Source organism: Rhizobium sp. R711 (assembly GCF_002211365.1).
In the GTDB taxonomy this organism is placed as follows: Bacteria; Pseudomonadota; Alphaproteobacteria; order Rhizobiales; family Rhizobiaceae; genus Rhizobium.
This window is the reverse complement of sequence record NZ_LOKZ01000001.1, coordinates 337,666-363,022: the sequence shown is the minus strand read 5'-3', so window position 1 is coordinate 363,022 and position 25,357 is coordinate 337,666. Positions and strand designations below refer to the sequence as shown.

Here is a 25,357-nt window from a genome sequence, read left to right as displayed (position 1 = left end):
CTATTCTCCCATGTCCTTTCTCGGATCTTGCTGTTTGCCAGCCGCCCAGCCGGTCATGAAATCGCTCAGTTGCTGATCGGGTGCGTCCGGCAGCACGACTTTCAGCGAGATGTAGATGTCGCCAGCGCCGCCGCCTTTCTTCGCAACGCCCTTGCCCTTCAGGCGCAGGATCTTCCCGGTGTTCGAGTGCGGCGGCAATGTAAGGTTGACAGGACCCGAGGGCGTCGGCGCACGCACCCTGCCACCGAGCACCGCCTCTGCGAGTGTAATCGGCAGATCAAAGCGAATGTCGTCGCCATCACGAATATAGAAGCGATGCGAGCGCACGCGAATTTCGACAAGCGCATCTCCGGATGGACCGCCGCCGATGCCGGGCTCGCCTTTGCCTCGAAGCCTGAGCGTCTGGCCGTCACGCGTTCCCGGTGGGATCTGCAGGTCGAGCGCCGGCCCATCCGGCAAGCGGATCTGCGTTTTCGTGCCGTTGATGGCGCCAAGGAAATCCACCTCCATCGAGTAATGGCGGTCCTGGCCTTGTGCGCGAAATTCACCGCCGCGTGCCCGTCGCGAAAAGAAGCTCGAGAAGATGTCGTCGCTGTCGCCAAAATCGGCAAAACCCGCACTGTTGTGGTAAGGATTGCCGGCGTTGGCAGCTGAGGCATAGTCGCGATAGTAGTGGCGCTGCTGCTGCTCGGCGCCGCTCATGTCGATCTCGCCGCGATCGAAGCGTCCGCGTTTTTCCTCGTCGCTCAAAAGTTCGTAGGCGGCGGAAATCTCTTTGAATCGCTCTTCTGTCTTCTTATCGCCAGGGTTGAGATCAGGGTGGAGTTTCTTGGCGAGCTTACGAAATGCGCTTTGAATCTCTTTCTGCGTGGCGTCTTTGTTCACGCCGAGAAGCTCGTATGGATCGCGGCTCATGCATGTCTCCGGTTCAGCCGGCAAAAATCACCGGCATTTTTTCATCTATATAGGTTTGCACCGCGGCTAGGACGAGAGGTTGTATTAGCGGGTTGCGGAATGATCAAATTCAACGCGTACGGAGCTGAATGACCTGATGCCTGATAGCAACATGCGCTCGTTGCCAGGCTACGCCCTCATCCACGAGTCGTCGAAGGGTTGAACCTGGTCGAGATGGCCTTGTCTTCGGGTTGACGATCGTCCTGATGTTAGTCGGCTTCCTCAAACCAACGCCGCCACAGGCTTCGGTTCGGCAAGTGGTGTAGGGATAGTCTTCGAGGGCTAAAACGTCGCCTAGTCACGCTGCAGGTTGATCTCGCTAGTCACCACTTGCTGGCCGGATGCCGGGTCCTGGTCGACCGTTCGGATCCGGATCGCGTTGGCATCGACACGCTGGATGGTCATGTTGGCGCTTCGGTCGCCGTTTATAACCTTTGACCAGCGTACCGCGAGATTGATGGCATCGCCGCGTCGGCTTCCATGAAGGCCAGATACGCCTCCTGACGGGCCGACGTAGCTGCCGGCATATTGAGTACCGCTAACGATTATATTGGCCGACACCGGTCTTGTAATGACGATCATCCCGCGGCACGTACCCTTCATCGAAAGCGCCTCGCCATTCGCCTGTGTCTTGAAACTGCAACTGAGGTTGATCGGGGACGAGGCGGTCGTGCGCTTCATCATGCCTCCGCCCGTCCACTCGCCGGAAAGCGACTGGAGAAAAGGAGCCTCATCGGCATATGCGCCTGCGCTGACAAGGCAGAAAAGCGCGGTCACCCCCGCACGTTGGCAGCACTTCATGACGTCCTCCCACGGAGATGATCAAGAATGCCTCAGAATGCCTCAAAGTTCCTCTCGGGCGTCGAGATCAGCCAAAATGTCCTGAAGTGATGCCCGAACGCAAGTGATTTCGCCAAACTCTTTCATGAAGGCCCAACTTCAACGAGCGACGCTCATCGGTTCACACCGTCAGCCATCACGAGTTCCGGGCAAAACAGGTCGATACGCTCGTCGTCCAGACCGCATCCACCAGCCGGATCGGCCTCCATTGCCTTGGATCCGCCGCCAATTTTGCAAGCGATCGGCGAGCTTTGCTTAGGGCTTACGCGGGAGTATCATCAGGCACTAAAACACAGGCTTATGAGCAGGATATGGAAAAAACCGCATCGGGCTTTGAGGCCCGTGCTTTTGGGAGGAAAAGATGAGACCGACATCCCAAGTCAAGACAAAGACCTCGCGTCGCAAATTCTTAAGCGGCGCAGTCGTGGCCGGGGGGGCGATGGTCGCAGCTCCCAGCGTCGTCGCGGCGCAGGGGCCAGTCAACATGCGTTGGCAAAGCACCTGGCCGTCGAAGGACATCTTTCACGAATTCGCGCTTGATTTCGCAAAAAAGGTCACTGACATGACCGGCGGCGATCTCAAAATAGAAGTGCTGCCGGCAGGTGCAGTGGTGCCGGCCTTCGGTCTGCTCGACGCTGTCTCCAAAGGAACGCTCGATGGCGGGCATGGCGTGGTTTCCTACCATTATGGCAAGCAGGCGGCCCTTGCGCTGTGGGGATCGGGACCAGGCTTTGCTATGGATGCCAACATGTTGCTCGCCTGGCACAAATATGGCGGTGGCAAGCAGATACTCGAAAAGCTTTATCAATCGATCGGGGCGAATGTCGTTTCGTTCCTCTACGGCCCTATGCCGACACAGCCGCTCGGTTGGTTCAAGAAGCCGGTGGCCCAGATCGAGGATTTCCAGGGATTGAAATTTCGCACCGTCGGCATCTCCATTGATGTCTTCACCGGCCTCGGTGCCGCGGTCAACGCCCTGCCAGGTGGCGAAATCGTCGCGGCATTGGACCGCGGGCTGTTGGACGCGGCCGAATTCAACAACGCTTCGTCCGATCGGGCCCTCGGCTTTCCCGACGTCTCCAAAATCTGCATGTTGCAGAGCTTTCACCAGAATGCCGAGCAGTTCGAGGTGCTGTTCAACAAGACGAAATACGATGCTTTGCCCGATCAGATGAAGGCGATCGTCTCCAACGCAACAGAGGCAGCTTCCCAGGACATGCACTGGAAGGCGATCGACCGCTATTCCAAAGACTATTTCGAGATGCAGACGGTCGACAAGGTCAAGTTCTACAAGACGCCGGAGGCGATCCTCAAAAGGCAACTGGAAATCTACGACGAGGTTGTGAAGAAGAAGGCGGCGGAGAACCCGTTGTTTAAGGAGGTCATCGAGTCCCAGATCGCCTTTGCAGATCGCGCAACGCGTTGGGAGCAGGACACCCTTGTCAACCGCCGGATAGCCTTCGATCACTACTTCGGCCGCAATGGAGTTGCGAAGGACCTATGACATCATCGCTGGTCAGCGATGATGTTTCTTGACGAAGATGGTCGGCGATCTCGGGGGCAGCCGTGGGCGTTCAGCAGTTTCTCATCAGGGTCGACGCGATCAGCATATGGGTCGGCAAAGCCATGGCCTGGCTGATCATCGCGCTGATGACGCTCGTGTGCACCGAAGTGTTCAAGCGCTACATCATGAACATGCCGACGGCGTGGATATTCGACGCCACCAACATGTTGTACGGCACCCTGTTCATGTTGGCCGGAGCCTATGCGCTGGCACAAAACGCTCATGTCCGCGGCGATTTTCTCTACAGCTCGTTGCGCCCTCGAATTCAGGCGACCCTCGATCTCATTCTTTATATCCTGTTCTTCCTGCCCGGCGTCGCCGCGCTCATCTATGCCGGTTATGACTATGCGGCGCTATCCTGGCGGATCGGCGAGCATTCGACGGTTACAGCCGAAGGCCCGCCGATCTATTATTTCAAGACCGTTATTCCGATAGCGGGCGCGCTCGTCATGCTTCAGGGGCTGGCCGAGATCACGCGTTGCATCGTCTGCCTGAGAACCGGCCAATGGCCCGCCCGCCTCAAGGATGTGGAAGAGATTGACGTCGTCGCCGAGCAGCTTGCCCACAGCGAGCATGTAGATGCGCAGACACGCGACGCCGCGATCGGGCGTGCTCAGGATATCGACAGGGCGGCCCGGCAACGGGCTCGGGATGGAGACATCAAGACGTGAGCGATCCCTTCCTTGGACTGACGATGCTGGCTCTCATCGTGGTCGTTATCGTGATGGGGTTCCCGACAGCCTTCACGCTGATGGGGCTTGGCATGCTCTTCGGCTTTTATGCATTCTACAATCCGGCCGAGCACTGGATCGACAATCGCGTCTTTGACCTGATGGTCCAGCGCACCTATGGCGCGATGACCAATGACGTGCTCGTTTCCATCCCGCTTTTCGTGCTGATGGGCTACGTGATGGAGCGCGGTGCGTTGGTCGATAAGATGTTCTACAGCATCCAGCTTTCTTTCCGGCGGGTACCCGCCTCACTCGCCGTCGCGACGCTGATCATATGCACCTTCTGGGGGATCGCCAGCGGCCTCGTCGGCGCTGTCGTCGTTTTGATGGGCGTTATCGCGATGAGCCCGATGCTGCGCGCCGGCTATGACGTCAAGCTTGCCTCCGGAGTGATCACTGCCGGGGGAACATTGGGGATTTTGATCCCGCCATCGGTGATGATCATCGTCTACGCCGCCGTCGCGGGACAATCGGTCGTCAAGCTCTATGCCGCCACGATGTTTCCGGGCTTCTTCCTGGCGCTTCTCTATCTCTTCTACGTTCTTTCCTGGGCGATGATCAGCCCGAAGATCGCGCCAGCCTTGCCGGAGGAGCAGACGAGGGTTCCGGTGGAAGCCTGGATGCGGCGCTTTCAGGTGCTCTATTCGAACAACATGCTCGTCGGGCTTTTTCGCGCGTTAATCTCGCCATCAAAGGCAATGGCGATCGAGACGGGCAATGGACCGCTAACCTTTTGGAAGCTAGTCAAGAATGCCTGTGCCGCGCTCGTGCCGTTCTGCCTGACGGCCTCCACCCTGGCTCTTGTTTGGTGGTATGTCGTCATCCACCCGCAGGCATCGACGACGCTAGCGCCTGAAGGGCTGGAAGAGCTCGGCGAACCCGCAGCCGATGCCGGCCCGGCGGTGGTAGACGGGCCGTCAACCAGTTTCTACCTGACATTCGGCATCATTGCTCTCATCGCGGCGGCGGTACTTGTACGCTACTACAGGAAAATGAATGCCGAGCGGCTGCAGGTTGTAAAGCTACTGGCTTCGTCCGTCATGCCGCTCGCGATCCTGACGATCGTCGTGCTTGCGGTCATCTTGTTCGGCATCACGACGGCCACCGAATCTGCTGCGGTCGGCGCCGCCGGAGCCTTCCTTCTGGCATTCCAGGCTCGGACGCTCAATTGGAAACGCACAAAAGAGGCGGTGTTCCTGACTGCGAAGACCACGGCGATGGTCTGCTGGCTCTTCGTCGGCTCGGCACTCTTTTCCGCCGTGTTCGCCATTCTCGGCGGCCAGGCGCTTATCGAGCAGTGGGTGCTGGCGCTCGATATGACGCCCGTGCAGTTCATGATCCTGTCGCAGGCGATCATCTTCATTCTTGGCTGGCCACTCGAATGGACCGAAATCATTATCATTTTCGTCCCGATCTTCCTGCCAATGCTCAGGCACTTCAACATTGATCCGATACTTTGGGGCGTGCTCGTCTTCGTCAATTTGCAGGCGGCGTTCCTGTCGCCGCCCGTTGCTATGTCGGCATATTACCTTAAGGGCGTTGCGCCCCCTCACGTCACCTTGAACCAGATCTTCGCGGGGATGATGCCATACATGCTGATCGTCATTCTTTGCATGGTAATCATGTATTTCTGGCCGGGTCTGACCCTATGGCTCCCACGCTACCTGTACGGATGAAAAAGGCTCGTCCGCATCATGACCAAGCCACAGGGCGTTGCCGCCCGTGTTGGCCCGCAGTGCTTCCGTCTTGCTGTCGCATCGCAACAGGCCCATTTCTCGCGCGTTCACTTCACCAGGGTCGCGGAGCTGGCCTGCTGCGCGCGGATCGCTTGGGCGGCGGCGGCGCCACCATCCTTGTCATCCCCTCCGACCTGCACCGTTGGTTGAGCGAAAGCGATCCCGTTTGCCAGGAACACCTCGCGAATCTTGGCGTAGGCCTTGCGGCGGATGTAGGTCTGCATGCCTGGAACCGTGGTCATGGCAAAGCTCAAGACTATCCCGTAGTCGCCAAACTCCTCGACACCTTTCATTTTCAAGGGCTCGATGAAAAGTTTTCCGAGTTCCGGATCATCCTTCAGCTCGGCCCCGATCTTTTTGGTCAGCTTGCGTGCCTTTTCTATATCCGTGGCGAAACCGACCGTGATCCTGAACTTGTCGATGACCCAGTCGCGGCTCATGTTCTCGACAGCTCCCAGCTCGCCAAACGGAACCGTGAACACCGGCCCTCGATGATGACGAAGGCGTACCGATCGCAGGCTGAAACCCTCCACGGTCCCTTTATAGTCCTTGGCCTGAATATATTCCCCGACGCGGAAGGCGTCGTCGAGCATATAGAACACTCCGCTGATCACATCCTTGACGAGCGTCTGCGAGCCAAAACCGATGGCGACGCCAAAAATCCCAGCTCCCGCGATCAACGGCCCGATCTGCACGCCCATCTGTGCCAGCACGATCAAACCCGCCATCACCGCTACAATGACAGCCAACGCATTGCGAAAGATCGGAAGAAGCGTGCGGAACCGCGCACGTCGGGCCGCGTCGGCCGGCGCAAGCGACGTGGTATCGCTCGCCCCTTGCAACGTTCGGTCGATCCAGCCTCTGGCCAGTTGCCAAAGCAAGTCCGCCACCACTAGGATCAGAACGCTTTTCAGGCCGCCATAGAACAAGGCGACGATGATCGGATCGCGCTGACCCAACGTGTCCGGATTGAGATGCCAAACAAGCGCCAGCCATCCGACCGCGAGTGCGATAACCGCAGCCCGTGCACCCCGGACGATCAAGACACCACGCAGGCTGCCGGGATCAGGGGTGAAGGACGCTGCCGCGCGTCCAACGGCATTGAGTATCGCCGGCAGCACGAGCACGTAGATGCCGATCCAAAAAAGGCCTCTCATGTCGAGACACCAGATGACCCACAACAGGACGAGGAAAGCCGCCACGGCCGCTTTCCACGGTCGAGGTCGCTGTGATGTAGCCCACACAGCCTCGATCGCGAAAAGCAGTCCGACAACCGAAAAGCAGTAGCTGAGCGCGGCCGAGACGAGCGGTGGGACGCCAAGGGCCTCTCCGGCGGCTGCCGTGGCAACGGCGAAGCAAACAATCCCGATGAGGATCGTCAACCGTGCGCGCAAAGACGCCCGGATACCGGCGGCGGATAGAAATGTGAGCGCCAGGCGAAACAGGATGAATGCGCCGAGGTAGGCAAGCAAAGTGACACGGGCGAGAGGCGGCCATTCCACCGCGAAGAATACGATCGCCATGGCGCCTGCGAAAATGCCAACCGGGGCCAGCCGGCCATGGAGGGTCGCGCTGGGCGCAGCCAGTCTGCGATACAGTCCCTCGGCGAGCAGGCCGAGCGCGACCAGCCCGCCAAATATGATGAAGACCGGTGCATAGCCCCTGCTTGTGGCATCGTGCCGTGCGCGGGTCGCGGCCGCTCCCACTTCCGTCGGGATTGAAGGTATCGCAGCCAGAATTTCGCTGACGCGCGCGCGCGCGGCGGCTTCCCATTTGGCCAGATGCGAGGTCCCCGTCGATGCAGCAGCGCTCGCCCCGGATGCGCCGGTCTCTTTTCGGCTGTTGAGCCACGCCTGCACATCGGGGTCCTGCAGGAGGCGCACGAGTTCGTCGATCTTCGCTTGTGGGACCACAGTCGTCGGGGTTTGCGCTAAGGCATTGAAGGCCAAGAAGAGACTGGCGACGAAAGACAGAAACCATTTCATGCTGAATCTCCTGCTGCGTCAGTTGTTGCTGCTTCAGATCGTTTCGTCGGCCGGCCGTGGCCATCCTGGGACACGAAGATCGTAAACTTTGGATGTGCTTTGCCGATCTCCACATACTGCTTGGCGAAGACCTGGATATTGATATCTTGAGAGGTGAGGATCACATTGTGAATCTTCGAATTCACGTGGCCATCACGTATCCTCATTTGTCGGAGCGATTCCATGGCGAGCCCGGTTCTCATCGAGCGACCCAAAATGGTGGCCAGCATGCGCAGAGCGTGCTCTAGGCCGGTGCGCGAATAATTCGTGCTTTCCTTGCCGTACTGGCAGGCTGTGATCTCTGCTCTCGACGCAACAAGCATCTCGACATTGGACCTTGGGGGAACCGAATCCGAGACTGGCACCGCCGTCATCATCACGCCGTTCGGGTGTCCGTAACTTATCAGGAGAAGGAGAAGAAAAGGGACATTACGTTTTATCATGCATTCCAGCTATCGCTTAGGAGAGGGCTCTTCAAAGCTGAACGCTAGCACGTGGCCTGCCGTGTGGCCTGTAACATCACGTAATATCTGTGCGCCTGCATGCCGCCTGGTGCCGAATTGTTACGCCGGTTGGCTATACGAGACGATGCTTGCGACGGCGGCCTTGCCCGGCAACGTCTTCGAACTCGCTCGCGGCTGCCCGCAATTTTCGGAGGCATCATTGACGGCAACTTTGCGCCACTGCGAGTGGTCAGGTGATCGAATGTACACATCCAATCCGGCCCTTAATCCGCACCACGGAACCTCGGCCATGTTCGCCACGATTATCATAAGCACAAAGTCCACTTCCTCGGTGGCATAATAGCACTGCTGGATTTCCACGGTCGACGCGAACTCGCGCTTGGCTCGATCTTGTCCGCCATCTCGCTGATGACCTCGACTTCAACGAAGATCGTAATGGAGTGTCCAGCGAGGCGGGATCGACGGTGGCCACGTTTGGCCTGGATGTCGCCGGCCTGTCATCATCTTCATCCGACGCTGGACGGCTGGAGATCGAAGGAAGTTCCATCAGAGCTGCACGGCCACAACTCTTGGACATTTTATCATTCCTGGCCATTGTGCGATGGGATGGCTGCTTGGGACCGAGAAGCGAGCAGCGCTTGTTCCTCAAATCACCATTTGGCGGCATGACGGTGTGTTCTCGATCTGGGCAGCGTGCATCCTGTGGCCACCTCAATTTGATTGTAACTTGGTCCACACGGTTCATAGTGGGCAATCCGATGAGGGAATTTCAATCACTGAGGGAGGGACGGGCATGCCTGGAAGCTTCGATGAGATCCGCGATCAGCAACGCGATACATGGGATCGTTTTTCCACCGGATGGAGGAAATGGGACGAACTGGTCCTTGGCTGGCTTGCCCCGTTTGGTGATGCGATGCTCAGGCTCTCGAACTTGCGCAACGACGCGCATGTGCTTGACGTTGCCGCGGGAACGGGCGAACCCGGGCTCACCGCGGCAGCGATGCTGCCGCATGGGAATGTGACGGTAACGGATCTCTCCGAGCGTATGCTGGCGGTAGCCGCTGAGAATGCGGCTCGCCGGGGCCTGACGAATTTTAAGACCAAAGTCTGCGATGCAAACGCGCTTCCTTTTCCCAATGCAGGTTTCGACAGTATTCTATGCCGGTTCGGCTTCATGTTCTTTCCCGATATGGCACTCGCGGCTCGGGAATTCGCACGCGTGGCAAAGCCTGGCGCGCGCGTTTGCGCGGCCGTGTGGAGTGGACCTGAGAACAATCCCTGGGCAACGACGATCATGTCCGCGATCACTCGGCATGTGGATATACCTGCGTCGCCCCCCGGATCGCCTGGGCTATTTCGTTGCGCCCCGTCTGGGTTGATGCGCGCCACCTTCGAAGAGGCCGGTCTGACAGATCTAAGCGAGGAGGAAGTTTCGTCCATCATGACCCACGAGTCACCGGAAAGATATTGGGATTTCATGACGGACATCGCAGCACCCGTTGTGGCGGGGCTTGCGAGAGCCGACGCAGCGACGCAAGCGCAAATCCGCAACGACGTTCTGGCACTGGCGCGACAGTCAACTCAGGATGGCCAGGTGCAACTTCGTTCAACCGCGACTGTCATTGTCGGAACGCGCTAGACTGTCGCTCGATAATGGCTGATGAAGACGAGAGGTGGAGACTTTGGCGCAGCTGGCGCAGGTTTATCGCTGCAACCGCGGTGCTTGCTTTTCTTGAGATCGCTCGCGCGAGCGCCCTTGGAGATCCCATTTCGGGTCTTTAAGACGTGACTTGCTTGAGCGGGCCTATGTCATCCAGGCTCATCCCGGATGTGAGGCAAGTGCTGCACCAACGTTTCTGACAGGTCATCGAGCGTCGTCGTTTGGCATCTCGGAGAATGTCCCGTTCAGTATTGGCTGACTGCCTTTGAGATCCCGCCTCCAAAATCGACCGGGAGAGGCCCGCCATCCCATCGCCTGAACGATATCGACCCGCAGTCTGGAACAAATTGGCTCGCGTCAGATTTCATGCTCATGAAGAAAGCGATCGCACTCGCGGCCTCACTGGCAGTTGCCCTGGCTGGCGCTACAAGTGCCCGGGAGCTGGAGGCGGCTGTCATCAACGATGCCGCGTTAAACACTATTTCTCTCAGGCCGTCGTCACATGATTCCGTTCGACCGGACCCTGCTATTATCCGTCTCCAGATACTTCTCGATCGCGCCGGGTCCTCTCCCGGTGTAATTGACGGTCACAATGGGGAAAACCTCACCAAGGCGATCGCGGGCTTTGAGGCCATGCAGCACCTACCGATGGATGGAAAGCTGGATCCCGACGTCGTCCAGCGACTTTCAGATCGGCGACCCGTTATCGAGCCGTACGTGATCTCCCCAGATGATGCCAAGGGACTCGTCGATCGCATTTCAAAGGACTACGCCAAACAGGCCAAGATGAAGCGCCTTGCGTACACTGGCGTCGATGAAGAATTGTCAGAGCGGTTTCACATGGATGTCGACCTTCTCAAGGCACTGAATCCCGGCTCAGCATTTTCAGTGGGAGCAACCGTGTTGGTTGCGGCACCTGGCGAGGCGAAGAAAGGGACCGTCAAGCGGATCGAGGCACACAGGCGCGCGGGGCAAGTTCTGGCATTTGCGGAGGACGGATCGCTGCTTGCTGCCTATCCCGCCACTATTGGTAGTGACGAGACTCCATCCCCCTCCGGGAAACACAAAGTCAAGGGCGTCGCACGAATGCCCCCTTATATCTACAATCCAAAAGTGAACTTCCAGCAGGGGACGAACACCAAGCTTCTGAAGCTTCCAAGTGGTCCCAATAATCCTGTGGGAACAGTCTGGATCGATTTGACCGAGCCCACTTATGGAATTCACGGCACGCCAGAGCCCTCCCTCATCGACAAGGTGGGGTCGCATGGATGTGTTCGCCTGACGAACTGGGACGTCGAGGAATTAGCTGCGATGGTCAGGCCGGGGGTCGTTGTCGAGTTTACTGAATAAGTCGCCCGAGGCGCTGCATGAAGTATGATCTTTCCGGCATTCACGTCGACAGGAATTTTGGTGGGCCTTACCGCGGCAGTCGTGATCTCTTCAGTCCTTGCGCCTGGAAGGACGTCCAGATTTATAAACGAGCAGCTTTGCCTCAGCGGCGGGCTACATCGTGTTCGACATCTGCGCGTTCATCGTCACCGGCCACGGGCCAACGAAATTTTCGATCAACATCGTCGCGATGCCTTCCACCGAGCGATGCCCTTGGTCGAAAAGTTCGATTGCTGCACGGTTAAGCAGGGTCGATGCTTGGTCATCCGGATCTATGTCGTAGTACAGGTACCAGTGCTGCACGGCCCTGGAGAGAATGAGAAGATCGGTGTCTTGCATGGCCGTCTCCCTTCGAGAAGGAGGCAAGTAGCGGAGCGCTCGCGGTATTCAATAGCGCGGGTCGCGCGAACAGGCCGTTATCTGCCCCAATTTGGACGAACCAGAAAGCGCCACAGCAAGGTTCACCGAGCCCGAAACGCGAGGGCGGACGGTTCAGGTCCAGCATCCGCGACTGCATACGACCGTGGCAAATTCAGACGATCCAGGTAACGAGATCGGGAACGCGACAAGCCTCCAGGCGTGGAGATTTCCATCAGGAAGTTCCGTGGTATAATCGCTCTGATCGCGTCGTCCGTCGTAGTTACGCGCACAGAGACCTGTCTAATGAGTGAAGTGGACGTGCTTTTTGCCACCCTGCGACAGGCGGCTGACCCGCAGACGGTTGACTGCATCGAAAAGGTCGTCCTGCGTGGGTCGGATCGCGATCTCAATCGCATCAATGCGCTGGCCTTTGCTGATGGGCATCATCTCGATGAAGAGAAAGTGATTGCGGCGCTTCTGCATGCAGCCCGCATAGGCGCATTCGAGATGACCTGGAATGTTCTTTGCCCAGGATGTGGCGGCGTCCTTGACACGGGCACAACTCTCAAAGCCGTCGACCGGGAAATCTACCATTGCGCGCTATGCGCAGCCGGTTACGAGCCAACCCTCGACGAAATGGTCGAGGTAACGTTCACGGTAAGTCCGAGAGTACGCAGGATTGCTGCCCACGAACCCGATCGTCTACCCCCCCTTGAATATTACCGCCAAATCTTTTTCAGCTCTGGCGTCGACCTGCCGGAGAACTTCGAAGAAAGATTTGCCAGTATCTTGTTGGAGATGATCGAGCTGAATCCAGGCGAGAAGGCTTTCGTCTCACTGCAACTGCCAGCGCGATTCGTCATCATCTTCGATGCGGTAACACACTTGGCGCAATTCCTCGACGTGAATGGTGAACCCACCAACGAGCGTCAGAACCTTTCAATGGGCATCAGTTACGGGCATGCACCGAACGAAACGCTTGCCCTTCGCCCCGGAACCCTGCGGCTCACCCTCGAAAACCACACCGATCGCAGAGTGCTACCGAATGTCTGCGTCGCAGGAGACGAGTTGCACGATCTACTGGGTCGCAGGCGACCTTTTCTGACAGCCAAGCGTCTACTGACAAACCAGAGCTTCCGTGACATCTACCGGACCGACACGCTTGACGTCGACCAGCGGCTCAAGATCACAAGCCTGACTTTCCTCTTTACTGACTTGAGAGGCTCGACGGCACTCTACGAGCGGGTCGGAGATCTTGCCGCTTTCGATCTGGTGCGCGCGCATTTCAGGGTTCTTCACGAGATCGTCGCTACGGAGGCGGGAGCAGTCGTCAAGACGATAGGCGATGCCGTAATGGCGACCTTTCCAACTCCGGACCGCGCGGTGGCGGCGGCGCTTCGGATGCGCGACGCGATGCTGCGGTTAAATGCCGAACATGGTAGCGACGATCTTTTGCTGAAGATCGGTATCCATGAGGGACCATGCCTCGCAGTCAACTTGAACGATCGGCAGGACTACTTCGGCCAGACTGTCAACATCGCCTCTCGCGTGCAGGGCCTTGCTGATCCCAATGTGATCCTGACGACGGAGGCGATTGTCGAAGATGCGCAAGTTTCGGAGATCCTGCGAGACAGCGGCATCGCATCAGTCTCCCGAATGGCGGAACTTCACGGCATAGGACGGGAGGTCAGGATTTTCGCCCTATCGTGAGACGGCGTCCTGGCGAGCTTGCGTAGGTCCTGCTAACTGCCACCTTCTTTCCATCGCCAAGCGTTTTTGGAAAATTGCCTCCTCAGGCGACTTTTCGCGGACCCTAAAACAGCCGTTGTTCAGGCATGACGCTTGAAATACTGCACCTCGCGCTCGTGTTTTTCGGCCTCCTCGCGTGATTTGAATGTGCCGAGGTTTCTGCGTTTATGGGTCTTGGGATCAGCCTTGCGCGAATAGAGTCGATACGCGCCGGATTTCAGCTTGCGGATCATTACATCCTCCAAAGAAAGAACTCGAGCGGGGAAAACGCGGAAGTATGATATAGGTTGCGAAGGTCCGGCCTGCGAAGAAGCGTATAGGGGTATCTACTAAAATCGGTAGAGCCCTGGCATGGGCTATTGGCCCGCGAGAGCCTTCAGGTCGGCGACAACATCTGTTGGATTTTTACTTGCCTTCACCAACTTATCCAAGTCGTCGGGCGGGTCTCCCGCTTCTAGCAAGTCGCAACAGGAGCTTGAAGCGCGCCTCTTTCTCGACGCCGCAATGGTGGTTTGGCCGCGAGCAGTGATCGTCGCGTCCACGGACAATGTTGCGACTGCATCCGTAGTTCATCTTCTAAATCCGAGGCGTAAATGATGCCGTTGCATTGAAGTTTCAGGAGTAATGCAAATGCCTCGTATCACGAATGTGGCATCTGCTGCATAATCGAAAAAAAACGCCTGCGTTTCATGACGAACCACGAAGGTTCCCGCTTGCCGTGAAAGAGCGCGGGCCTGGCGCAACTCCATTCATCGACGTGGTCGTCCAAGGACGGCCTCATTCCCGAGGACGAGCTCGCACAAGCCCTCTTTCTCCCTCACGTAGGCGGCGTCACGCGCATTTTTGATCGCGTTATGTAATCAGTTGATTTCAAAGACCGGTTTTAATGTCCCAACTGTTTTTTGCGCGCGCACGCCCAAGTAACGCTGGGTGCTCAATCTCTCTCTGCCGGCCCTTGAATATCGCGATTGGCCCAAGGGACGCCGCTCAGCGTGCATTGAACATCTGGTTTCTGCACGCCGACGCTGCCATAAATAGCGTTTAATCGACGGAGGCCACGATGATGCAGAAGAAGGCGCCGGACTTCAGCCTCGAGGGCAAGGTGACTTTGGTGACGGGAGCAAGCCGGGGCATTGGTCGAGCTTGTGCGCATGCCTGTGCCGCAGCAGGCTCCGACATTGTTTTGGGGGTCCGCGATGTCGCGGCCGCGGTCGGCCTGGTTGCCGAGCTCGAGGGTGCGGGACGAAAGGTTCTCCCTGTCAAACTGGACATTCCCAACAAGGCCCATATCGCACAGGCTGTCGACGCGGCGCTGACGGCCTTCGGCCGGATCGACGTCCTCGTCAACAACGTCGGTGTGGCTCCGGGCAATCTCGCGGAACTCGTTGAGGAGAAGGACCTTGATGAGATACTCGATGTGAACATCAAGGGTACCTTTCTGATGACGCAGGCAGTCGGTCGCCACATGATCATGCGGAATGCGGGCCGGATCATCAACATCAGCTCACAGGCGGGTACTGTGGCACTGCGCGGTGAGGCAATCTATTGCATGAGCAAGGCGGCAATTAATCACCTCACGCGCTGTCTTGCAGCCGAATGGGCACGCTATAATATCACCGTCAATACCGTTTCGCCGACGTTCATCCACACGGATGGTACAGCATCTTTTCTGTCCGACGCCGACAATCGCAACGCCACGATCGGTCACATTCCACTCGGCCGGATCGGTGAAACCGATGATGTGGTGGGTGCCGTTGTCTTCCTTGCATCGCCGGCTGCGAGCCTGATCACCGGCGCGAACCTGCTGGTGGACGGTGGATGGTCAGTCGCCTGAGACGAGGCGCTCCCGCAGTGGCGTAAGTTTTATGCAGACGATAACGACAATTTCCCGGGCATGCCCGCTTCTGTCGCCCTTTTGGGAGGTGGCGCTTTTCAAGTGAACCAGTATGCCCAGGCTTCGCGCTGGCTTGCTTTGTTGCACTGGCAGCTACGGGCCACAGCAATCGAGCCTCCAGAAGAGATCCGGTCGGAGGTTGGAGCTGGCCCATCGGGACCGTGCAACTGGATGCGACCGATGCCCCATGAGGATTGGCTCCTCGGGTACTTGCTCGCTTACGAAAAGTCTGGCCAGCATTCCTGTACTGAGCTTGAGACGGCCTTCAGACTTCAGCCGAACAATACGGACGCTCTTAGCCGGTTATCGTCAACAAGGAAGAGACGTTTGATGCGTACTCCGTCCTTACCGCAGAGAGAAATTCAGCCGCGTACTCGAAAAACGCCCTGCGTTCCTTACCACTCCATCGGCTTCAGCCGGATCGTGCCGCAGGTCGCCTCGGCAAGCCGGGTATGGGCAAGGCCAAGGCGGCGCAGGGCGCAGATCAGGACGTATGCCAGCGAGGCGAACCAGAGCCGCAGTTGATTGGCGTGCATGGTGTGGGCGCTGGTGCGATCGGCGTAGAGATCGAGTTGGCATTCCTCACATGGGGATGTTTGAGTCAAGCAGTAGCGTCACGGTGACATTGGCAGGTTTCCTTGTTTGCGGCATCCATGGTCTGAGCCCGATTGCATGACGCGGCTCGACATCCGAGCCTGATCAACCTCACATCCGGTCGCCGCACGGGACGGCTGCACCAATATCCCGCTTGCGGCGGGCAAGGGCTCAGGAGGGCGGGACCATTCTTGATGTCGGCTTGTGAAGCCAGGAATGCCACCGGTCCGCCCTACCTGGATCCGTCAGGACTGATCAGGCCCTGGGGATGGGAATAGGTCTAACGTTCGGCAGGTGCCAGTCAGCCCGCCTTTATCACTGCCCCTTCGATGACGACGCCGGCATTGACATATTTCCACAGTGCAACGAGCAGCTTGCGGGCGAGCGCGACGATCGTCGTCTTCTTGAGGCGGTCGCCATTCTTGACCCGGTCCTCGAACCACAAGGAGAGCGCCGAGTGCGGTTGATGGCGTAGCCACAGCCAGGCCAGCTGGATCAGCGTCGTGCGTAGCCTTGCATTGCCGGCTTTCGAAACCCCCTGGTCGTAATCGATCGAGCCACTCTGCCAGGGCGTCGGCGCAAGGCCCGCATAGGCGGCAACCTGGCGTCGGTTGCCGAAGTGACGCGACAGCCCCTCCGACCACAGGACGGTGGCGAACTCCGGCCCGATGCCTTTCAGATTGAGCAGCATCGCCGGTGCCGGCGAGACAGCCTCAGCGGCAGCAAGCATGGCATCGCGTTCGGCCTCAACCGCCTTGATCTGCTCGAGCAGCAGCTCGAGCCTGTCAAGTTCCCGGCCGATCTGCATCTTCAGATATGCCGGCAGCGGACGGCCGTCGCCGGTCTTCAGCGCCTGCAGCCGTTTGCGCCGGTCGCGGCGCATCGGCTCGTAGCCTGACACGCCCTGGCTGAAAAGCAGACCCTTGATGCGGTTGGCGTGGCGTACGCGCTCGTTGGTTAATGCCTTGCGCTCACGCGAGATGCGGCGACGGTCCTCCTCCTAGGGCGTCGGCACCTGAAGCATCGCGCACACGCGCGGCTCACCCCTCTTATAGGCGAGCAGCGCGCGCACCAACGCCTCGCCGTCGATCTTATCGGTCTTGGCCCTGCGCCGCCGGCGCGAGGTTGCAATCGATGCCGGATCGACGACATGACTTTCGATCCCCTCGGCCCGCAGCACGCGGTGGATCCAGAAGCCGTCGAGCCCGGCCTCCTGGATGGCGATGATCGGATAACACCGCCCGGTCCGCGCCTGGGCCTTCCTGTTGAGTTCGGCAAACCGCGCCAGCATGCCGGCGACATCGCCGGCCGCCACCGCATGCTTGGACATCTTCTCGCCGCCACCCGGCGACAGCGAGGTGATCAGCCATTTCGACCGGCTGAGTTCCAATGAGACGAAAATTGCGCCAAGATCGGTATGGATAGCGTTCGGCGTTTCGGGTCGTTCAGCTGCAACGGGCATGCTCGGCCTCCAGGGTACGGTGTTTCACTTAGCAACCTCACTTTGCCACAGCGCAGGTCGCTATCCACCCCATAGGATCTTGATGCGGTTCTCCATGTCGCCGCGCGCGCAGTAGAGATCCTCGTAGAGCGTCTGTGCCGCCCAGCGCTCTGGCTTCAGGGAGGTGACGATAAAGCGCGGATTGGCCCCCAGTGTGGTCCACTCAGCCTTGGCCACGACCCGCCGTCGGCGTGTCCAACTGTCCTTGGTCGACCACAGGAAGTCGCGGAAGACGCGAGCCGCCTGGGCGCTTGCCTGGGATAACAGGCGTGCTTCCTCCAAAGGGATGCACAACCATACCGCCCACGCTTTAGCCTGTCTATCAGACAACAAAGTGCCTGATGGTCTACAAGCTACTCAAGCAACAAGATTTTGCCGCCCGCGCCAGGAACGTGCCGTGCTACCCGACACTTGCCACTGATCTCCGGCGAGGCTTTTGCTTCATTCGCTGAGAAATCCTAGAGGAAACCTCCAAGTGGCGCGGAAAAGGAAATCATTGATACATTAGGGATGCGGCATATAATGATGAGAATTGGGTTTGCGACGTGAACCTGGTGCAGGCGCAACGTCGGCGGCGGAGGGGTGTTTATGTATCTGCCCTCTAAGGGTATTATAGCCCTTTTTCTTCTTCTTCTCTCTTCGATGATGATCCCGGCCGCGCAAACGAGCAAAACCGGCTCTGTCAGCGGTAAAGATTTCGACCAGGCGGCGGCCGATCAAGCCAGCCGATATCTGCGGGACGGGCGCCAGACATTCCGATACGACACGTTCGGTAGCGAGGATTTTTGGGGCGGCAAACTGAAACTTCATGATGCGATCGCCGGCGAGAAGCTCGGCGGTACGGGACCAGGCCTCAGCCCCAAGAAGGCTCTGGAGCTTGGCCTGAAAGTTGATCTCAACGCTATCCCAAAGGATGTTGCAGCAGCGCTCGGTAAAAGCGAAGTCGATCTCGCCGATCCGGCTAGTACGCTTCTTCTGCTGAAGGCCAACGCCGTTGTTGGCTTGACCGGGTTCTTTGACAAAGACGGAAAGACACTGACGTCGGTCGGCATCCAGTGTGCAGTGTGCCATTCGACGGTCGACGACGCTTATGCCCCCGGCATCGGCCATCGGCTGGATGGCTGGCCTAACCGCGACCTGAATATCGGTGCGATCGTTGCGCTGGCGCCCGACCTGACGGCGCTAACCGAGATGCTGAAGCTGTCGGAAGCGGACGTGAGGAAGGCGGTGGAGGCCTGGGGCCCCGGCAAATTCGACGCCGAACTCAATCTCGATGGAAAGGCGTTCCGACCAGACGGCAAGACGTCAGCCACGCTTAATCCCCCCGCATTCGGACTAGCGGGCGTAAACAACCATACCTGGACCGGGGCCTGGGGTTCCATAAGCTACTGGAACGCGTATGTTGGTAATCTTGAAATGCATGGTAAGGGTGCATTCTACGATCCGCGTCTGGACGACGCCGAAAAGTATCCGGTCGCTGCCAGGACAAAGCAAGGCCACAAGCAGGACGCAGAAGACCGGATTACCGCCAAACTGCCGGCGCTTCACTTCTACCAGCTCTCGCTGCCAACTCCACGGCCACCAGATGGAACATTCGACAGCGACGCGGCAGACAAGGGAAAAACACTTTTCAATGACAAGGCCAAGTGTGCCACCTGTCATGTGCCGCCGCTCTTCACGGAGCCTGGCTGGAACCTGCATACGGCGGAAGAGATTGGGATTGACGATTTCCAGGCGAAGCGATCGCCGGACGGGCGTTACCGGACAGCGCCGCTGAGAGCCCTTTGGAGTCTGGACAAGGTCCACAAGGGCGGCTTTTACCACGATGGCCGGTTCGCCACACTCGATGCCGTCGTTGAGCACTACAATGATCATTTGAAGCTGAATCTAAGCGCCGAGGAAAAAAGCGACCTCATCGAGTACTTGAAGTCGATCTAACTCTGCCGTGTCCTGGGTGGCTTCTATACGGCCATATGGGGGATGGAGAAACATCAAGAGGACCGTTGTGGCGAGGCACTGGACCGCAGCCTGCCGAACACGGGCTTGAAACTCGCCCGGGCCGGCTCGGCCGTCTTAAGTTGCGTCGGCAATGTCAGGCATTGATATGTTTCCGAGGTCGTCAAACCCTTCATGCGTTCGGACGAAAACGACTCTGCCTGGTTGCAACCGCGCTTGATGCTGTCGAGTTCTAAAAATGAGCCTGGCGACTTCGTTCACGATGGATGCCACCGCCCCTACCGAAATTTTCGGATTCCTAACGTGCCAACCAGCCGCGCCTGGAAAAAGGTTACGCTAGATGGAAATGGATATGAAGGTGCGGGTCGCAGAGGCGCAACTGGTGTTCACCCACTACCCTAAATTTGAATTTTCGAAGTTAGCCGAATTCAAAAGAGATCCGCGGGTCCCCAGTTAGATTCGATCAGAGAGTTGAAAGCAGCTCCCGCAGTTGATGAGGTCTACCGACACCGAATTCAAACCACGTGACCAGCTCGCGCGCCGCCTCCTGAGTTTCCGAGTCCAAAATGCCGAAATGGCGGCTCTCGCACCATTCCTTGAGCAAACCATCCAGCATCTTTAGATCATTTGAAGACAATGCGCGTTTTTGCGAGGCCACTTTGTGTGACATTCGATTTCCCCCAAAAAATCATACATTTACCGGCTCCTGATCCGGTGTACATGACCTTAGACTAATGTTTCTCTCTCGGAAATACACTTTGACATGCTTTAGGATGCCGATCGTGTATGTGCCTATTTTGATGGGGAAATTTCTGTTGCGTCAGCGCCGTCGGAATCGGTCGCCTCAGTATGGATCGCAACGGCGAGGGCACAAAGCCCAGTTGGACGATCAGCCGGGCCGACGCAAGCCGCACTTCGAGACCCGGGCGACGACTTGTGTCGGCCGGAAAGCGCCACTGGCGCGGAAATTACGTCTCCTGGCTACGGCTATCCCCACGACCTGGCTTGGCTGGCGAGCAAAATATGGACGACGACAAGCGCCATGAGCGGAAGTGTCAACCCCGGGTAACTCATTCATGCTTGGGATGACGACAGCACCGCGCCTGTATGATAGAAAAACGTCCGAGAGCTGCGATTACGACCTGATCGTTATTCGATCCGCGCCCGGCCGTCTTTCTACAACGACATGACGTCCTCCGGTTCAATACTCGGTAATCAACCTGCGACTCGGATCATCGAATCCGACCGACTCCCAAGCTATCCGAAGGCACGGTGGACGTCGAGGTCGACAACGGCTTCTAGTGGATGGAGGTCTGCTCGATCTCGAACTTAATCCGGAGGCAGATGTGGCTTTGGCACATTTTTTGTGGCTCCCTACACACTCACTCAGACGAGGATCAGGCGGAGAGGAGCAGCATTGCCAAAAGCAATTTCAAGATGCCCAGGCGTGACGAGTTCGATGGCGCCACAAAGCGTGCCTGTCGTGATGAGGGCGCCGGCTCTCAGCGACGTGTTCGGCCGCAAACCATCGTTGGCGTAGTCCAAGAGCCACGTCAGCACATCACCCTTCGGATGCTGGGCTGGTGCGTCGAAGATCGGCTGGCCGTTAAAAGTCACCTTGAGCGGCGTGCCGCCTGCGCTATCGAGGACCGGCTTTTCCACACGAGGACCAAGCACATATCCGCTGTTTCCGAGCCGATCGGCCAGGAAGAGCAGGAACGAGATCCTGCCGCTCTCCTCGACAGCGCTTGCGAGAAGTTCCGCGCCGAGATGAACGGCGTCGACCGCATCAACGATGTCGGCGCGGCTGTAGCTGCCGTCGCGACGGATCGGCAGGTCGCGACCAAGGCGCACAGCGATTTCTGCCTCGAACCTGGTGCCGCGCTGCCAGGGAATGCGTGCCCCCGAATCCGCCTGCACAAAGGGATGCAGCGGTGCCGTCACCGCCTGCCCATCGGGCGAGACGGTCACTTTCCAGGCGTTGCTTTCGATCGCCTCATCGGCGACGAGAAAATTCTGCGCGTCCATAGCATGCCTAAGATCGGCAGGTAGCGCAAAATCCGCCGTCGGCGCCTGGCTGCGTGAACGGCGAAGACCGTGCAGCTTTGCAGCAAGCGCGCGTGGATCAAAGGGGGCGGCGGCTGAAGCTGCCATGAGGTCTCCTCCATTTGGCTTTGAGTGGCGAGCCTATCGCGAACGGGAAGCCGGGGCGAGGGGGTCTGATGGAAAGACGGTTATGCTACCGGGGCATGCCAAGCCTTGCGGTAGGTTTCGAGCCCCGGTATCGCGCTCGGCAGCACCTTTCGCTCGGTGCCGGAAGGCGGCTTGATCCCGGTCAAGAGCGCAGCACCCTGGCTCGTGCCAGTCGATCCGGGGATGGCGATGACATCGCGGCATGTCAAGGCGGCCAGCACCATCAGGTAGGTATCGTTGAGCGCAAACGGCCCTTCGACGATGATCGGGCCTTGCGCGCCGATCAGATCGAGGCAGGCCTGGTTCATCAATGCCAGATAGAGACACAGCACCGCATACCGCTCGGTTCCACTCGCGCCCTGTGCGTTGATCCAGCGCGCGCTTTTGCCGGGAAACGGTCCGGAGCCGGAGACAACGTTCGGAAGCAGCATCATGCCTTTTTCGACGACACGCTCGATTGCTGAGGCAATCTCTTGCGTTTCAACCTGCCCAATTTCACCCGAGATCGTTTCAAATTCGCGTCCACCCATGAACCGGGATGAAGGGACAGCACGGCCATAGGCGTCCACATTGGCAAGTGTGTCGCGCCTGGGATCAAGATGGCCGAGATTTCCGCCGACCCCGAAATTGACCACCCATGTGCCTGTCGAGACCACCGCGAAGGGTGCTATGCGATCAATCAGATGCGGCAGAAGTGATGCATTGGAATCGTGAATGCCACAATAAACAGGGACGTCCCTGGCAAGGCCGATCACTTCTGCAATATGAGGCAGAACTGGCCCGAGCGGATCGAAGGCCGAGCGGATCGGCGCCATCAGATTGCGAATAGCAAGCGTATCGACAAGCGAGGAATAACAGCTCTCACGCGGGTTCCAGAGGTCGGTATGGCAGCCGAGAGAGGTGACTTCATTCGACGCGACACCGGTCAGCCGTGCCGTCCAGTATTGGGGATAGGTGACGATCGTTGCCACCTTGGCAAAGTCTTTGGGAAAGGCGCACTTCTGATAGTGCAGCTGCGCACCGATGTTCAGCCCCATCATCTGATGCGGCGAAAAGGTTTCTTCGAAGGGGGGGCGCAGCCGCCTATAGGCCTCTGAGATGTCGGCGGGATATTCATGCTCGTAATCGAGGACCGGCATGGCCAAATTGCCGGCCTCGTCGAGAAGTGCCGCCGAGGCTCCATGCGTTGTGATCGAGATGGCGTCAAAGCCCGGCTCTTTGGCGAAGGAGCCAAGGGCGTTCAGCGTAAAGGACCAGAGCTTGTCGATATCGTAGTGTGGATATGGGCCGTCCGTGAGGACCCTATTTGGGGTTTTTGCAACCGCGACCTCCTCCCCGGTCGCGCCGTCGAGGACCACCACCTTGGCATTGGTCTTGCCGATATCCAAAACGGCGATGCGTCTTAAGTTCGATATCATGGCAGATGGAAGACAGTGACGAGATCGCTCTGGACAGGAGAATTATCCGGGTTCGTTGCCATGATGTCGGCCATGTACGCCCACCACTTCTTCATGACAGGATGATCGGGCAGCCTCGCCATCGTATGATCGCCGCGACGCGTCAGGACGCCAAAAAGCGTATTCGTTTCGCGGTCGAGATGGATCGAATAATCGCTGGCGCCGGATTGATGCAGCAGTTCGACAAGTTCCGGCCAGATTTCGTCATGCCGCTTCCTGTACTCGGCTTCCATGCCGGGATTGAGCGTCATCTTGAAGGCGTGCTTTTCCTGTATCATTTGGAACTCATGGCTTTGATGCGGCGGGCGATGATCGGGATCGCGATGGTGATGATCAAAAGCAGGCCGATGAAGATCGACATGACGATGCCGGGGACATTCAGCAAGCCGAGACCGAAGGTGACAAGGCCCATGACGAAGGCGGCAATGACGACACCGCCGATCTTGCCCGAACCGCCGAGGATTGAGACACCCCCGAGCACGACCATGGTGACGACCTCAAGTTCCCAGCCCTGGGCAATCGAGGGACGGGTAGAGCCTAGCCGCGAGGTCAGGCAGACGGCGGCAACGCCGCTCATGACGCCGGTCAGCACGAAGAGAATGAATTTCACGCGCTCGACGGGGATGCCGGAAAAGCGGGCGGCGAAATCGTTATTGCCGATCGTGTAGACCTGACGGCCGAAGTTCGTGGCATGCAGCAGGATCGCAAAGGCGATCGCCAGCACGATGAAGAGCACGAATTCGAATGAGAAGACCCACAAGACATAGCCCTGGCCGAAGAAGGCGAAACTTTCCGGATAGCCACCATAGGCCTGATCGCCGAGAACGATATAGGAAATCCCGCGGAACAGGCTCATCGTGCCGATCGTCACGACAATCGACGGCAGCTTCATGACAGAGACGAGAAAACCGTTGAACATGCCGCACACCAGCCCGACCCCGATGCCGATGCCGACGAGGCCGGGTGCCCCGACACCGACCTGTGCGGCCGCTCCCATTGCGGTGGAGGCCAGCGCAATAATGGCGGCAACCGAAAGGTCGATTTCGCCGGCAATGACGAGCAGCGCCATGGCAAAGGCGATCATCGCCTTTTCCGTGAAGTTGAAGGTCGCGTCCGACAGGTTCCATGCATCCAGGAAGTAGGGGGATGCCACTGAATTGAAAATGAAGATCAGGACGGCCACACCGAAGAGCAGAACTTCCCAGCTTGACATGACGCGCTTGAACGGTGTGCCGAGGCGATCGGGAATGACGCGCTTTTCGCTCGGGGTGGAAACGGCGGTACTCATGCTGCCACCTCTGCCGGGATCTCTGCGGCGGCCTTGTCGCGCAAGATGATGCGGCCGCGATTGCGCTCGCGTCGTGCGTTGAAGACGACGGCGAGAATGATGACGGTGCCCGAAATCGCCAACTGCGTGAACGGAGAGATGCCGATGACGGGAAGCGCATTCTTGATGACGCCCAGGAACAGGGCGCCAAGCACCGTGCCGACGACCGACCCGACGCCGCCGGCAATGGAGATGCCGCCAATGACGCAGGCGGCAACGCTGTCGAGTTCGAAGCCGTTGGCGATATCGACATAGGCGACCGCATAGCGCGATACCCAGAGATAGCTTGCAAGGCCGGCGAGAGCGCCAGAGAGAACGAAGGCGAGGAACTTCGTCCAGCCGACATCGATGCCGGCATAGACGGCTGCCGTCGGATTGCCGCCTGCGGCATAGGTCGAGCGGCCAAACTGTGTGTACTTCAGGAGCATGTAGATCAAGGCGACGACGATGATCGCGGCCCAACTGAGAACCGGCATGCCAAGGACAACGGTACGTGGAACGTTGAGGAACGTCGGCGTCATCTGATGCGCGTTGACCCATTCGCCACCCGACAGCACGAAGGCCATGCCGCGATAGATGGTGAGCGTACCGAGCGTGACGACGATCGGCGGAATTTCAAGCGCCCACACGAGGAAACCATTGATCGCGCCGAGACAGGCGCCGATCAGGACAGCCGCAAGGATGAGCAGGATGAGCGGCAGGCCGGGGTAGGCGGCATTCATCATTGCAATGGCCATGCCTGTAAAGGCAAGATTTGCGGCAACCGACAAGTCGATCGACTTGGTGAGAACGACCGTCATCTGCGCCAGCGCAAGGATGATAAGGATCGACGTATCGTTGAAGATTGCAGCGAGGTTGCCGGGCGTTGCGAAATCCTGGGCTCTTGTCGAGAAGACCGCCACCATGACCGCGATGATGACGAAGAGCAGCGTTTCGCGTTTTTTCAGGAGTCTGGACATTCCGA

19 protein-coding genes and 4 pseudogenes are annotated in these 25,357 nt (G+C 58.4%); 8 read left to right on the top strand and 15 right to left on the bottom strand.

Annotated features, from left to right (window positions below; all coding sequences use genetic code 11):
• Positions 1 to 915, bottom strand: coding sequence for a DnaJ C-terminal domain-containing protein (locus ATY80_RS01700; RefSeq protein WP_088690757.1), 915 nt, complete (start codon positions 913 to 915; stop codon positions 1 to 3).
• Positions 916 to 1,248: 333 nt separating this feature from the next.
• Positions 1,249 to 1,755 carry a hypothetical protein gene (locus ATY80_RS01695; protein ID WP_088690756.1) on the bottom strand — a complete coding sequence of 169 codons (507 nt, stop codon included), beginning with the start codon at positions 1,753 to 1,755 and terminating at the stop codon, positions 1,249 to 1,251.
• 400 nt (positions 1,756 to 2,155) lie between these two features.
• On the opposite strand from ATY80_RS01695, the gene ATY80_RS01690 reads away from it, so the two are divergent.
• From ATY80_RS01690 to ATY80_RS01680, 3 genes are all read left to right on the top strand, one after another.
• The gene (locus ATY80_RS01690; protein WP_088690755.1) at positions 2,156 to 3,298 is read left to right on the top strand and encodes a TRAP transporter substrate-binding protein; all 1,143 of its coding nucleotides are present in this window, start codon (positions 2,156 to 2,158) and stop codon (positions 3,296 to 3,298) included.
• A gap of 122 nt (positions 3,299 to 3,420) precedes the next feature.
• Positions 3,421 to 4,029: a TRAP transporter small permease subunit gene (locus tag ATY80_RS01685; protein ID WP_245306762.1), complete on the top strand. Its 609-nt coding sequence runs from the start codon at positions 3,421 to 3,423 to the stop codon at positions 4,027 to 4,029.
• A complete protein-coding gene (locus ATY80_RS01680) occupies positions 4,026 to 5,765 on the top strand; it encodes a TRAP transporter large permease subunit (RefSeq protein WP_088690753.1) in 1,740 nt (579 codons plus the stop codon). Before ATY80_RS01685 ends, ATY80_RS01680 begins: the two co-directional genes overlap by 4 nt.
• A 107-nt stretch (positions 5,766 to 5,872) precedes the next feature.
• Here the strand turns inward: ATY80_RS01680 and ATY80_RS01675 are convergent, their stop codons facing one another.
• Together ATY80_RS01675 and ATY80_RS01670 are read right to left on the bottom strand one after the other, a co-directional pair.
• Positions 5,873 to 7,810 (bottom strand): mechanosensitive ion channel family protein, encoded by a 1,938-nt coding sequence (locus ATY80_RS01675; RefSeq protein ID WP_088690752.1) that lies wholly within the window; start codon positions 7,808 to 7,810, stop codon positions 5,873 to 5,875.
• Between the two features lie 62 nt (positions 7,811 to 7,872).
• Positions 7,873 to 8,160, bottom strand: a pseudogene (locus tag ATY80_RS01670) (alpha/beta hydrolase); the annotation flags it as partial.
• Between the two features lie 946 nt (positions 8,161 to 9,106).
• Between ATY80_RS01670 and ATY80_RS01660 the strand changes: the two are divergent.
• Together ATY80_RS01660 and ATY80_RS01655 are read left to right on the top strand one after the other, a co-directional pair.
• The gene (locus tag ATY80_RS01660) at positions 9,107 to 9,952 is read left to right on the top strand and encodes a methyltransferase domain-containing protein (protein ID WP_088690750.1); all 846 of its coding nucleotides are present in this window, start codon (positions 9,107 to 9,109) and stop codon (positions 9,950 to 9,952) included.
• A gap of 387 nt (positions 9,953 to 10,339) precedes the next feature.
• Positions 10,340 to 11,323 carry a L,D-transpeptidase gene (locus ATY80_RS01655; RefSeq protein WP_088690749.1) on the top strand — a complete coding sequence of 328 codons (984 nt, stop codon included), beginning with the start codon at positions 10,340 to 10,342 and terminating at the stop codon, positions 11,321 to 11,323.
• 153 nt (positions 11,324 to 11,476) lie between these two features.
• Here the strand turns inward: ATY80_RS01655 and ATY80_RS01650 are convergent, their stop codons facing one another.
• Positions 11,477 to 11,701, bottom strand: coding sequence for a hypothetical protein (locus ATY80_RS01650; protein ID WP_088690748.1), 225 nt, complete (start codon positions 11,699 to 11,701; stop codon positions 11,477 to 11,479).
• A 324-nt stretch (positions 11,702 to 12,025) separates the two neighbouring features.
• Here ATY80_RS01650 and ATY80_RS01645 point away from each other — a divergent pair, with 324 nt between their 5' ends.
• Positions 12,026 to 13,432, top strand: coding sequence for an adenylate/guanylate cyclase domain-containing protein (locus ATY80_RS01645; RefSeq protein WP_088690747.1), 1,407 nt, complete (start codon positions 12,026 to 12,028; stop codon positions 13,430 to 13,432).
• A 119-nt stretch (positions 13,433 to 13,551) separates the two neighbouring features.
• Here ATY80_RS01645 and ATY80_RS01640 read toward each other — a convergent pair whose 3' ends face one another.
• Positions 13,552 to 13,704: a hypothetical protein gene (locus ATY80_RS01640; RefSeq protein ID WP_088690746.1), complete on the bottom strand. Its 153-nt coding sequence runs from the start codon at positions 13,702 to 13,704 to the stop codon at positions 13,552 to 13,554.
• Between the two features lie 830 nt (positions 13,705 to 14,534).
• Here ATY80_RS01640 and ATY80_RS01635 point away from each other — a divergent pair.
• Complete coding sequence (locus ATY80_RS01635; RefSeq protein ID WP_088691459.1) at positions 14,535 to 15,305, top strand: glucose 1-dehydrogenase; 771 nt, start codon at positions 14,535 to 14,537, stop codon at positions 15,303 to 15,305.
• A 461-nt stretch (positions 15,306 to 15,766) separates the two neighbouring features.
• On the opposite strand, the pseudogene ATY80_RS01630 reads toward ATY80_RS01635, so the two are convergent.
• From ATY80_RS01630 to ATY80_RS01620, 3 pseudogenes are all read right to left on the bottom strand, one after another.
• A pseudogene (locus ATY80_RS01630) lies at positions 15,767 to 15,949 on the bottom strand (transposase); the annotation flags it as partial.
• Between the two features lie 311 nt (positions 15,950 to 16,260).
• Positions 16,261 to 17,421 (bottom strand): annotated as a pseudogene (locus ATY80_RS01625) (IS110 family transposase).
• A 78-nt stretch (positions 17,422 to 17,499) separates the two neighbouring features.
• A pseudogene (locus ATY80_RS01620) lies at positions 17,500 to 17,742 on the bottom strand (transposase); the annotation flags it as partial.
• Between the two features lie 306 nt (positions 17,743 to 18,048).
• Here ATY80_RS01620 and ATY80_RS01615 point away from each other — a divergent pair.
• Positions 18,049 to 19,398, top strand: coding sequence for a hypothetical protein (locus tag ATY80_RS01615; RefSeq protein WP_088690745.1), 1,350 nt, complete (start codon positions 18,049 to 18,051; stop codon positions 19,396 to 19,398).
• Between the two features lie 481 nt (positions 19,399 to 19,879).
• Here the strand turns inward: ATY80_RS01615 and ATY80_RS01610 are convergent, their stop codons facing one another.
• From ATY80_RS01610 to ATY80_RS01585, 6 genes are all read right to left on the bottom strand, one after another.
• Positions 19,880 to 20,086 carry a hypothetical protein gene (locus ATY80_RS01610; RefSeq protein ID WP_088690744.1) on the bottom strand — a complete coding sequence of 69 codons (207 nt, stop codon included), beginning with the start codon at positions 20,084 to 20,086 and terminating at the stop codon, positions 19,880 to 19,882.
• A gap of 716 nt (positions 20,087 to 20,802) precedes the next feature.
• Positions 20,803 to 21,570, bottom strand: coding sequence for a fumarylacetoacetate hydrolase family protein (locus ATY80_RS01605; RefSeq protein ID WP_088690743.1), 768 nt, complete (start codon positions 21,568 to 21,570; stop codon positions 20,803 to 20,805).
• A gap of 80 nt (positions 21,571 to 21,650) precedes the next feature.
• Positions 21,651 to 23,027: an FGGY-family carbohydrate kinase gene (locus ATY80_RS01600; RefSeq protein ID WP_088690742.1), complete on the bottom strand. Its 1,377-nt coding sequence runs from the start codon at positions 23,025 to 23,027 to the stop codon at positions 21,651 to 21,653.
• Complete coding sequence (gene rhaM, locus ATY80_RS01595; RefSeq protein ID WP_088690741.1) at positions 23,024 to 23,344, bottom strand: L-rhamnose mutarotase; 321 nt, start codon at positions 23,342 to 23,344, stop codon at positions 23,024 to 23,026. Before rhaM ends, ATY80_RS01600 begins: the two co-directional genes overlap by 4 nt.
• Positions 23,341 to 24,354: an ABC transporter permease gene (locus ATY80_RS01590; protein ID WP_088690740.1), complete on the bottom strand. Its 1,014-nt coding sequence runs from the start codon at positions 24,352 to 24,354 to the stop codon at positions 23,341 to 23,343. Before ATY80_RS01590 ends, rhaM begins: the two co-directional genes overlap by 4 nt.
• Positions 24,351 to 25,352 carry an ABC transporter permease gene (locus tag ATY80_RS01585; RefSeq protein ID WP_088691457.1) on the bottom strand — a complete coding sequence of 334 codons (1,002 nt, stop codon included), beginning with the start codon at positions 25,350 to 25,352 and terminating at the stop codon, positions 24,351 to 24,353. The genes ATY80_RS01590 and ATY80_RS01585 overlap by 4 nt, the downstream gene beginning before the upstream one ends.
• Positions 25,353 to 25,357: the final 5 nt, after the last annotated feature.

Coding starts and splice junctions, on each gene's coding strand:
- ATY80_RS01700 (WP_088690757.1), bottom strand. CDS start 915: ATGAGCCGCGATCCATACGAGCTTCTCGGCGTGAACAAAGACGCCACG.
- ATY80_RS01695 (WP_088690756.1), bottom strand. CDS start 1,755: ATGAAGTGCTGCCAACGTGCGGGGGTGACCGCGCTTTTCTGCCTTGTC.
- ATY80_RS01690 (WP_088690755.1), top strand. CDS start 2,156: ATGAGACCGACATCCCAAGTCAAGACAAAGACCTCGCGTCGCAAATTC.
- ATY80_RS01685 (WP_245306762.1), top strand. CDS start 3,421: ATGGCCTGGCTGATCATCGCGCTGATGACGCTCGTGTGCACCGAAGTG.
- ATY80_RS01675 (WP_088690752.1), bottom strand. CDS start 7,810: ATGAAATGGTTTCTGTCTTTCGTCGCCAGTCTCTTCTTGGCCTTCAAT.
- ATY80_RS01660 (WP_088690750.1), top strand. CDS start 9,107: ATGCCTGGAAGCTTCGATGAGATCCGCGATCAGCAACGCGATACATGG.
- ATY80_RS01655 (WP_088690749.1), top strand. CDS start 10,340: ATGCTCATGAAGAAAGCGATCGCACTCGCGGCCTCACTGGCAGTTGCC.
- ATY80_RS01650 (WP_088690748.1), bottom strand. CDS start 11,701: ATGCAAGACACCGATCTTCTCATTCTCTCCAGGGCCGTGCAGCACTGG.
- ATY80_RS01645 (WP_088690747.1), top strand. CDS start 12,026: ATGAGTGAAGTGGACGTGCTTTTTGCCACCCTGCGACAGGCGGCTGAC.
- ATY80_RS01640 (WP_088690746.1), bottom strand. CDS start 13,704: ATGATCCGCAAGCTGAAATCCGGCGCGTATCGACTCTATTCGCGCAAG.
- ATY80_RS01635 (WP_088691459.1), top strand. CDS start 14,535: ATGCAGAAGAAGGCGCCGGACTTCAGCCTCGAGGGCAAGGTGACTTTG.
- ATY80_RS01615 (WP_088690745.1), top strand. CDS start 18,049: ATGTATCTGCCCTCTAAGGGTATTATAGCCCTTTTTCTTCTTCTTCTC.
- ATY80_RS01610 (WP_088690744.1), bottom strand. CDS start 20,086: ATGTCACACAAAGTGGCCTCGCAAAAACGCGCATTGTCTTCAAATGAT.
- ATY80_RS01605 (WP_088690743.1), bottom strand. CDS start 21,570: ATGGCAGCTTCAGCCGCCGCCCCCTTTGATCCACGCGCGCTTGCTGCA.
- ATY80_RS01600 (WP_088690742.1), bottom strand. CDS start 23,027: ATGATATCGAACTTAAGACGCATCGCCGTTTTGGATATCGGCAAGACC.
- rhaM (WP_088690741.1), bottom strand. CDS start 23,344: ATGATACAGGAAAAGCACGCCTTCAAGATGACGCTCAATCCCGGCATG.
- ATY80_RS01590 (WP_088690740.1), bottom strand. CDS start 24,354: ATGAGTACCGCCGTTTCCACCCCGAGCGAAAAGCGCGTCATTCCCGAT.
- ATY80_RS01585 (WP_088691457.1), bottom strand. CDS start 25,352: ATGTCCAGACTCCTGAAAAAACGCGAAACGCTGCTCTTCGTCATCATC.